The organism is Luteitalea sp. (genome assembly GCF_044337415.1).
In the GTDB taxonomy this organism is placed as follows: Bacteria; Acidobacteriota; Vicinamibacteria; order Vicinamibacterales; family Vicinamibacteraceae; genus Luteitalea.
The window spans coordinates 1-8,263 of sequence record NZ_JBIINP010000177.1 but is presented as its reverse complement, the minus strand read 5'-3'; the positions used below and the strand labels follow the sequence as shown (position 1 = coordinate 8,263).

Genomic DNA, 8,263 nt, shown 5'->3' with positions numbered 1-8,263 from the left:
CCGGTACCCAGCCCTTTGACGCCCTCCCCCTAAAGGGTGTAAATTCTGTCGGTTGCCCGCATAGCGCGTGCCACCACCGACAGCCGCCGGCGCTGTAAAGACCGGCAAACGCCACCGAGGAGGATTTTCAACGCATGTCAGATCAACTTACGGACCAGCCGGAAGTGCGTGAAGTCAGTGCCCGGCAGTCCGCTGCCGCGACCACGAAGCCCATGTGGACGGCAGATGATCAGGAAATGGACGCGCAGGACTTCGCCAGCCTGCTCGACCTGTACGACAACAGCTTCCGCAACATCACGGAAGGCGAGGTCGTCAAGGGTACGGTCCTGTCCGTTTCCGCCTCCGCGGTGATCGTCGACGTCGGGTTCAAGTCGGAGGGGATGATCCCCCTCGACGAGTTCCTCGACGAGAACGGTGAAGTGATCGTGCAGCCCGGCGACACGGTCGACGTGTTGCTCGAGCGCACCGAAGATCGTGATGGCCACATCGTCCTCTCGCGCGAAAAGGCCGAGAAGATGAAGATCTGGGACGAGGTCGAGAAGGCCTTCGCCGATCGCAAGGTGGTCATCGGTCGCGTCATCGAGCGCATCAAGGGAGGCCTGGCCGTCGACATCGGCGTGCGCGCCTTCCTGCCCGGCAGCCAGATCGACGTCCGTCCCGTGCGCAACCTGGATGCCCTCAAGGGCCAGGAACTGCGCATGCGCGTGATCAAGGTCAACAAGAAGCGCGGCAACATCGTCCTCTCGCGCAAGGTCCTGCTCGAGGAGGAGAACGCCGAGAAGAAGAAGCACACGCTCGAGACGCTGGCCGAGGGCAAGGTCATGCGCGGCGTGGTCAAGAACATCACCGACTACGGTGCGTTCATCGACCTCGGCGGCATCGACGGCCTGCTCCACATCACGGACATGTCGTGGGGCCGCGTCCAGCACCCGTCGGAGCTCTTCAAGGTCAACGACGAGGTCGACGTCATCGTCCTCAAGTTCGACCCCGAGAACGAGCGCGTGTCGCTCGGCCACAAGCAGCTCACGACCGACCCCTGGTCGGACGTGGTGGAGCGCTACCCGGTCACGGCGCGCGTCACCGGCCGCGTGGTCAGCCTCACCGACTACGGTGCCTTCATCGAACTCGAGCCGGGTGTCGAGGGCCTCATCCACGTCAGCGAGATGTCGTGGAGCAAGCGGGTCAAGCACCCGTCGAAGATCCTCAACGTCGGCGACAGCGTCGAGGCCATGGTGCTCGGCGTCGACCCGTCGGCGCGCCGCATCTCGCTCGGCCTCAAGCAGGTCGAGACCAACCCCTGGCACGAGCTCACCGACAAGTACCCGGTGGGCACGAAGATCAAGGGCAAGGTGCGCAACCTCACCGAGTTCGGCGCGTTCGTGGAGGTGGAGGACGGCATCGACGGCCTCATCCACATCTCGGACATGTCGTGGAGCAAGCGCCTCAAGCACCCGTCCGAGATGCTCAAGAAGGGCGACACGGTCGAGGCGATGGTGCTCAACATCGACGCCGAGAACCAGCGGCTGTCGCTCGGGCTCAAGCAGCTGGCCGCCGACGTGTGGGACGACTTCTTCGGTCGTGTCCAGGTCGGTGACGTCATCGAGGGCAAGGTCGTGCGCATGACCTCCTTCGGGGCGTTCGTCGAGCTGACCGAGGGCATCGAGGGCCTCATCCACGTCTCCGAGTTCGATGCGGAGAACGGCGAGGAGAAGGTCTCCCTCGAGGTCGAGCAGAGCTACCCGATGAAGGTCATCAAGCTCAGCCCGTCGGAGCGCAAGGTCGGCCTCAGCATCCGTGCGCTGAAGGACGACACGTACCGCGCCGACTGGGGCCAGTACATCAGCGAGGCGTCCTCCACGGGCGGTGCCACGCTGGGTGACCACTTCAAGCAGAAGCAGTAACTCCGAACGACGCCGGCGGGAGGCTCCTCCCGTCGGCGTCTTCTTTCGTCGAGGACATCATGACCAAGGCGGATCTCGTCGAAGAGGTCTCCCGCGTCTCCGATCTCACCAAGAAGGACGCCGAGCAGATCGTCGAGACGGTCTTCCTCTCGGTCATCCGCGCCCTCCATGCGGGCGACAAGGTCGAGCTCCGGGGATTCGGCAGCTTCCGCCTCCGCAAGCGCGAGCCCCGCAAGGGCCGCAACCCGAAGACCGGCGATCGGGTGGACGTGCCGTCCAAGCAGGTCCCCTACTTCAAGCCCGGCAAGGAACTCAAGGACCTGATCAACGCGACCACCGAGGACGACCTCGAGCCGCTCGTGGCCTCCTCGCCCGATCCGGCCCCCGTCGGCTAGCGATGGATCACCTCTGGTCGCCCTGGCGGCTGCAGTACGTCACCGGCGGCACCGCGCCCCCGGGCTGCGTGTTCTGTACCGCCGACACCGGCACCGATGCCGGGCAGGCCTCGCTGGTGGTCCATCGCGGCCCCACCTGCTTTGTCATCCTCAACCTGTTCCCGTACAACAACGGCCACCTGATGGTCGTGCCCGGCCGGCACATCGCCACGCTGGGCGAGGCGACGCCCGACGAGTTGCAGGAGCTGATGTTGCTCACGCAGCGGTCCGAGGGCGTGCTCCGCGCGGCCTACCAGCCGCACGGCATCAACGTCGGCATCAACATCGGGCGCGCGGCCGGCGCAGGCGTTGCCGACCACCTGCACATCCACCTCGTGCCCCGCTGGAACGGCGACACCAACTTCATGACCACCGTGGGCGAGAGCCGCGTCCTGCCCGAGGGGCTCGACGCGACGGCCGCACGCCTGCGGCCGCTGTTCGCCGACGCCCCGTGACGCGCTTGGGCGCCGAAGCGCGCAGCGCGAAGGTGGCCCCTCTGATAGCCTACGGGGAGTGACGGTCACTCCCACCGGACGCCAGGCCGCCTTCGCGGACCGTGCGCGGCAGTTCGCCGACACGGAGGTCGCCCCGTGCGCCGCGGCGATCGACGCCGCCAACACGTTTCCCCGCGATCTCGTGGCGCGCGCCGGCGCGCTGGGCCTCATGGGCGTCACCATTCCCGAGGCCTGGGGCGGCGCCGGCCAGGACGACGTGGCGTACGTGCTGGCGCTCGAGGCGGTTGCGCGCGCCAGCGCGACCGTCGCGGTCATCCTGTCGGTGAACACGTCGCTGGTGGCCGAGACGCTCCTCCGCCATGGCACCGACGCGCAGCGTGAGCGCTGGCTGCGTCCCCTCGCGCGCGGGGCCGTCGTCGGGGCGTTCGCGCTGTCGGAGGCCGAGGCCGGTTCCGATGCCGCCAACCAGCAGACGGTGGCTGTCGCCGACGGTGCCGGCTACCGGCTGCGCGGGAGCAAGGTCTGGGTGGCCAACGCCGAGGTCGCCGACCTCGTCATCGTGTTCGCGTCGACGCGCCCCGACCTTCGGGGCCGCGGCATCTCGGCGTTTCTCGTCCCGATGGCCTCGCCCGGCCTGTCGCGCCGCGGCCTGGCGGATTCCCTTGGCGTCCGCGGCCTGGGCTGCATGGACCTGGACCTCGACGATGTGCGCGTCGAGCCCGACCAGATGCTGGGCGCACCGGGGCAGGGGTTCGCGATCGCCCTCGAGGCGATCGACGGCGGGCGAGTCGCCATCGCGGCGCAGGCGCTGGGCGTGGGCGAGGCAGCGCTGGCAGAGGCCCTGGCCTACGCGAAACGTCGGGTCGCCTTCGGCCAGCCCATCGCCAGCTACCAGGCCATCCAGTTCATGCTGGCGGACATGGCCACCGGACTCGAGGCCGCCCGCATGCTCACGTGGCGAGCCGCGACGGCCCGCGCACGCGGCGCACGCGCGACCACCGAGGCCTCGATGGCCAAGCTGGCGGCCTCCGAGGCCGCCCACGCGGCAGCCGATCGCGCCCTGCAGATTCTCGCGTCGGAGGGGTACCGGCACGGCTCGACCGTCGAACGCCTGTTCCGCGACGTGCGGGCGACGGAGATCTACCAGGGCACCTCCGAAGTGCAGCGGATGATCATCGCCGACGCGGTGCTCGCATGATCGGCACCGTGGCGCTCGCCGAGCGCATCGAGGCCGCGGAGACGCGCCTCAGCCTCGCGATGCTCGACGTGACGCGACGGCAGGGCGAACCGTCCGCGTTCTCCGTGCCGGTAGGCACTGGTGCCGCCGTGTACTGCGGCCCTGGGTCCCCGATGACCAAGGTGATCGGTGCCGGCATCGGTGCGCCGATCACCGACGACGACATCGACCGTGTCGAGGCCGGGTTCGCGTCGACAGGCGAGTCGCCCGGGTGGGAGGTCTCGACGCTGGGCGACTTCGCTTCCGTGCGGCGGCTCGAGGGCCGCGGCTACCGGCTGCAGCGGATCGAACTGGTGCTCGGCTGCGACATCGATGCCCTGTTGCCGCAGGTGCTGCCCGACGGCATCACCGTGGCGCAAGGGCGCCAGGACGACTGGGCGCGGATCGCCGTCGCCGGCTTCGCGGCCGCCGAGACGGTGGACGGCCGGGAGGCGCCTGCCGAGTCCTACGACACCTCGGTCCTCGAGCGCGTCGTCGCGCAGTTTGGCGGCGTCGACGAGGTGCGGCGGTACGTCGCGATGCTGCTCGGCGAACCCGTCGGCGCGGCCTCGGCCCGCGTCGACAACGACATCTATCAGCTGTGCGGTGCCGCCACGCTGCCGACCCATCGTCGGCAGGGCGTCCAGTCGGCGCTGCTGTCGGCGCGGCTCGAGGACGCGCGTGCGGCGGGGTGTCACCTCGCTGTCGTGACCGTGGAGCCCGGGTCGCGGTCGCAGGCCAACGTCCAGCGCCGCGGCTTCGTGCCCCTCTACAGCCGACTCGTGCTTGCCCGGTCGTGACGCACTCGCGCGCGAGCCATTTCCACGTTCACATTTCACAGTGCCTGACATCTCTGAATTCCGTCCCCGCGCCGTCGTGTTCGACCTCGATGGCACGCTCGTCGACAACATGGCGCTGCATGCGCAGGCGTTCGAGTCGTTCGCCGCCGTGCATCAGTTGCCGCCCCTCACGATGGACCTGCGTCGCCGGATCGACGGCAAGCGCAACAGCGAGATCTTCCCGATGCTGTTCGAGCGCGAGATGACGTGGGACGAAGTCCTGCAGTTCGAGGAGGAGAAGGAAGGCGCCTACCGGCAGGTCTCGCGCGGCAGGCTGGTGCCGGTCCGTGGCGCCCTCACGCTGCTGGCGCGGCTCGAGGCGCACGGCATCGGCGTTGCCGTGGCCACGTCGGCGCCCCTGAAGAACGTCCTGCACACGCTCGGCGAGACGGGGCTCGATGCCCGCCTTGCGATCATTGCGCGAGGAGACGAGGTCGCCCGCGGCAAGCCCTTCCCCGACGTGTTCGCGCTGGCGGCGGAGCGGCTGGCGGTGCCGCCCACCGAGTGCCTCGCCTTCGAGGACGCGCCGATTGGCGTGGCGGCGGCCGTGGCGGCCGGGATGACGACGGTGGGCGTGGCGACCACGTTCTCGGCCGATCAGTTCGACGCGCACATCCCGGCGCCGCACACGGTGGTGCCGGACTACGAGGCGTTCCTCGACGGCCCGGGGCGCTGGTTGCGCGAGGAGGCGGTCGGGAGTCGGTAGCCGCGGCGCCGGCGCAGGGCTACACTGGTCTATCTGGGCCGTGCGGCGTCGACGTCGCGATGGAACACGAAGAGCGGATCGGCCGTCTCGGCTGTGGTGCCGAAGTTCCAGGTGCGGCCGCCACGCTGCTTCAGCCGGAGGCGCTTGGCGGAATAGTCGACACTGAACTGCTCGACGGCGGTGTACGGCAGGGTGAAGGCGTCCTTGTGCGCGGTCACGTACCGGAAGCCGTCGGGGGTGGCGCGCAAGGTCCCTTCGCAGGACCCCATGGCGTGCTGGTGCACGACCGCCACGGTGGCGTCGATGGCCGGCGCGGCGGACGGCGGCGGAGCCGCCAGCGAGACAGCGACGTCGGTCGGTCCCGACTCGAGGACGTCCACCGTGCGGACCACCGGTGGGCGGCCTTCGATCTGGACGTTGATCTGGTGCTGCCCGGGCGTCACGTCGCGCGTGCTGAGGGGCGTGGTGCCGAGGTACTTGCGGTCCACGAACACGTAGGCCCCGGGCACGTCGCTCGTCACCCGGAGTTCCCTGGCGGCCGCTGCCGGGGTGGGTTCGGCAGTCGGCTCGGCCTTCGCGGAGGGCCGTGACGCCGCGGCAGTCCCGGGCCGCGCGGTGGGTCTGGTCCCTGCCGTGTCGGGCGCGGGCCGTTCGGTTCCACGAGCGGCGGCGTTCCCCGTAGTGGGCTGGTCCGACGGCCGGACCGGCGTGACCGCGGTGGGACTGGTCGGCTCGGGTGAGCGTGTGGTGGCGTACCATGCCGCCGCACCGATCACGAGGGCCACCAGGAGCAGGATGAGTGACAGGCCGGGCCCGCGTGGGGACTCCGGCGCCTCCAGGCTGCGCATGGTCCGCCAGCCTACCACGCCACGACGTAAGCTTGAACTAACGCGAATCGCATGCCTCCCGCCCGCCTGAAGCTCGTGCCCACGACCCCCGGGGTGACGACGGAGATCGTCCCCGGCGACCAGCCGATCGTCATCGGCCGCGACCCCCTGTCGGGCGTGGTGCTCGCGGAGCCGAGCGTCTCGCGGCGTCACGCGCAGCTCGTGCGGCGAGAGGACGCCCTGGTCCTCGAGGACCTCGGCAGCGCCGTGGGCACGTTCGTCAACGACCAGCGCATCACGGCCCACATCCTCACCGACGGCGACCGCGTGCGGTTCGGCCGGCAGGTGCAGTTCGAGGTGGTGAGCGAAGCCATCGCCACGCTGCTGGAGGCGCAGGGCCTCGACGACCGCAGCACCGGGGTGCGGCACCTGCAGGAACTGCTCGACGTGGCGCGGCAGCTCAACAGCGCGGCCGTGCTGCCCGAGGTGCTCGCGGCCGTGCTCCGCTCGGCGATCCGCATCATGCGGGCCGACGGGGGCGCGCTGGCGCTGATCAACAGCGTCGACCAGAAGCTCGAGATCGTGCTGCGGCTGCCCAAGCTCGCGCCGCCGCCGATCGCCCAGCAGGAACTCGACCTGCTGAAGCAGGCCGTGCGCGGCCACCGGACGATCACCAGCCAGGCCATGCACGAGACGCTGATCGGCGCCGCGTCGGCCTCGCGTCCCGACATGGTCGCGACGCCGCTCATGGTGGCGCGCCGCGCGCTTGCCGACGACTCGTCGTTCATCGGCCGGCTCGACGCGGTCGGGGCGATCCTGGTGTCGCGCCCGGCCAGCACGCAGGTGGTGCCCCGCGAGGAGATCGCCATCTTCGAGTCGCTCGCGGCCGACGCCGCGATGGCCATCGACAGCGCCCGCCTCTACAAGGAGGCCCGCGCCAAGGCCAAGTACGAGCACGAGATGACGCTCGCCAAGGACATCCAGGCCGCGCTGCTGCAGGCGCCGCCCGAGGTGCCCTACGCGACGACGTTCGCGCAGACCGAATCGGCGGCCTCGGTGGGCGGCGACCTCTACCAGGGCGTGACGCGGCCCGACGGCAGCCTGGCGCTCGCGCTCGGCGACGTGTCGGGCAAGGGCGTGGGCGCGTCGCTCATCATGGCGCTCGCCACCGGCATGCTGCGCCTGCTGCACGACCTCGGGCAGCCGCTGTCCGACATCCTGCCGACGCTGCACAACCAGCTGCTCAACTACAGTCCCGGCAACAAGTACCTCACGCTGGGCGCCACCGTGCTGTATCCCGACGGCCGGCTCGAACTGGCCAATGCCGGGCACTGCGCGCCGGCGCTGGTGCGGGCCAGCGGCGAGGTGGAGATGCTGGACTCGGGCGGCCCGGTGCTCGGCCTCCTGCCGTTCGGGTCGTGGGACGTGCAGACCCTGCAGCTGTCGCCGGGCGATGCGCTGGTGATCTACAGCGATGGCGTCAGCGAGTCCACGTCCTACAAGGGCGAGGACTTCGGGCCGAAGGGCGTGGCCGACACGCTCGCGACCGTGGCCGGCGCGCCCCCCGCCGAGATGGCGGCGGTGCTCCTCGAGGCCTCGGTGAGCTTCCGCGACGGTCGCCCGGCCGGCGACGATGTCACGCTGCTCGTGGTGAGGTATGAGGGGCAGCAGGGCTGAGCATTGGCAATGCTGCGATGCTGCGATGCTGCGATGCCGGGAATGGCGTACAGCGCCACTCCGGCAGGCATCGCCATTGTCGCGGTGCCGGCAATACTGCGATGCCACGGCACAGCACTGAGTCGTGGCAATGCTGCGATGCCGCGATGCCGGGAATGGCGAACAGCGCCACTCCGGCAGGCATCGCCATTGTCGCGGTGCCGGCAAT

Annotated in this window: 7 protein-coding genes and 1 pseudogene; 7 read left to right on the top strand and 1 reads right to left on the bottom strand. The window is 69.9% G+C overall.

From position 1 onward, the window contains the following. The first annotated feature begins 134 nt into the window (after positions 1-134). The 6 genes and pseudogenes from ACIRDX_RS18145 to ACIRDX_RS18120 all read left to right on the top strand — a co-directional run bounded on the left by ACIRDX_RS18145 (position 135) and on the right by ACIRDX_RS18120 (position 5,551). Positions 135-1,901: a 30S ribosomal protein S1 gene (locus tag ACIRDX_RS18145; protein WP_396626848.1), complete on the top strand. Its 1,767-nt coding sequence runs from the start codon at positions 135-137 to the stop codon at positions 1,899-1,901. Positions 1,902-1,948: 47 nt separating this feature from the next. Further along, positions 1,949-2,296, top strand: a pseudogene (locus ACIRDX_RS18140) (integration host factor subunit beta); the annotation flags it as partial. A gap of 2 nt (positions 2,297-2,298) precedes the next feature. Next, the gene (locus ACIRDX_RS18135; protein ID WP_396626847.1) at positions 2,299-2,790 is read left to right on the top strand and encodes an HIT family protein; all 492 of its coding nucleotides are present in this window, start codon (positions 2,299-2,301) and stop codon (positions 2,788-2,790) included. 58 nt (positions 2,791-2,848) lie between these two features. After that, entirely contained in the window at positions 2,849-3,988 is a 1,140-nt protein-coding gene (locus ACIRDX_RS18130) for an acyl-CoA dehydrogenase family protein (RefSeq protein ID WP_396626846.1), read from the top strand. Then, positions 3,985-4,806, top strand: coding sequence for a GNAT family N-acetyltransferase (locus tag ACIRDX_RS18125; protein ID WP_396626845.1), 822 nt, complete (start codon positions 3,985-3,987; stop codon positions 4,804-4,806). Before ACIRDX_RS18130 ends, ACIRDX_RS18125 begins: the two co-directional genes overlap by 4 nt. Positions 4,807-4,846: 40 nt before the next feature. Beyond that, positions 4,847-5,551 (top strand): HAD family hydrolase, encoded by a 705-nt coding sequence (locus ACIRDX_RS18120; protein ID WP_396626844.1) that lies wholly within the window; start codon positions 4,847-4,849, stop codon positions 5,549-5,551. Between the two features lie 29 nt (positions 5,552-5,580). Here ACIRDX_RS18120 and ACIRDX_RS18115 read toward each other — a convergent pair whose 3' ends face one another. Continuing rightward, positions 5,581-6,399, bottom strand: coding sequence for a PEGA domain-containing protein (locus ACIRDX_RS18115; protein ID WP_396626843.1), 819 nt, complete (start codon positions 6,397-6,399; stop codon positions 5,581-5,583). A gap of 51 nt (positions 6,400-6,450) precedes the next feature. On the opposite strand from ACIRDX_RS18115, the gene ACIRDX_RS18110 reads away from it, so the two are divergent. Beyond that, complete coding sequence (locus ACIRDX_RS18110; RefSeq protein WP_396626842.1) at positions 6,451-8,055, top strand: SpoIIE family protein phosphatase; 1,605 nt, start codon at positions 6,451-6,453, stop codon at positions 8,053-8,055. The last annotated feature ends 208 nt before the right edge of the window (positions 8,056-8,263 follow it).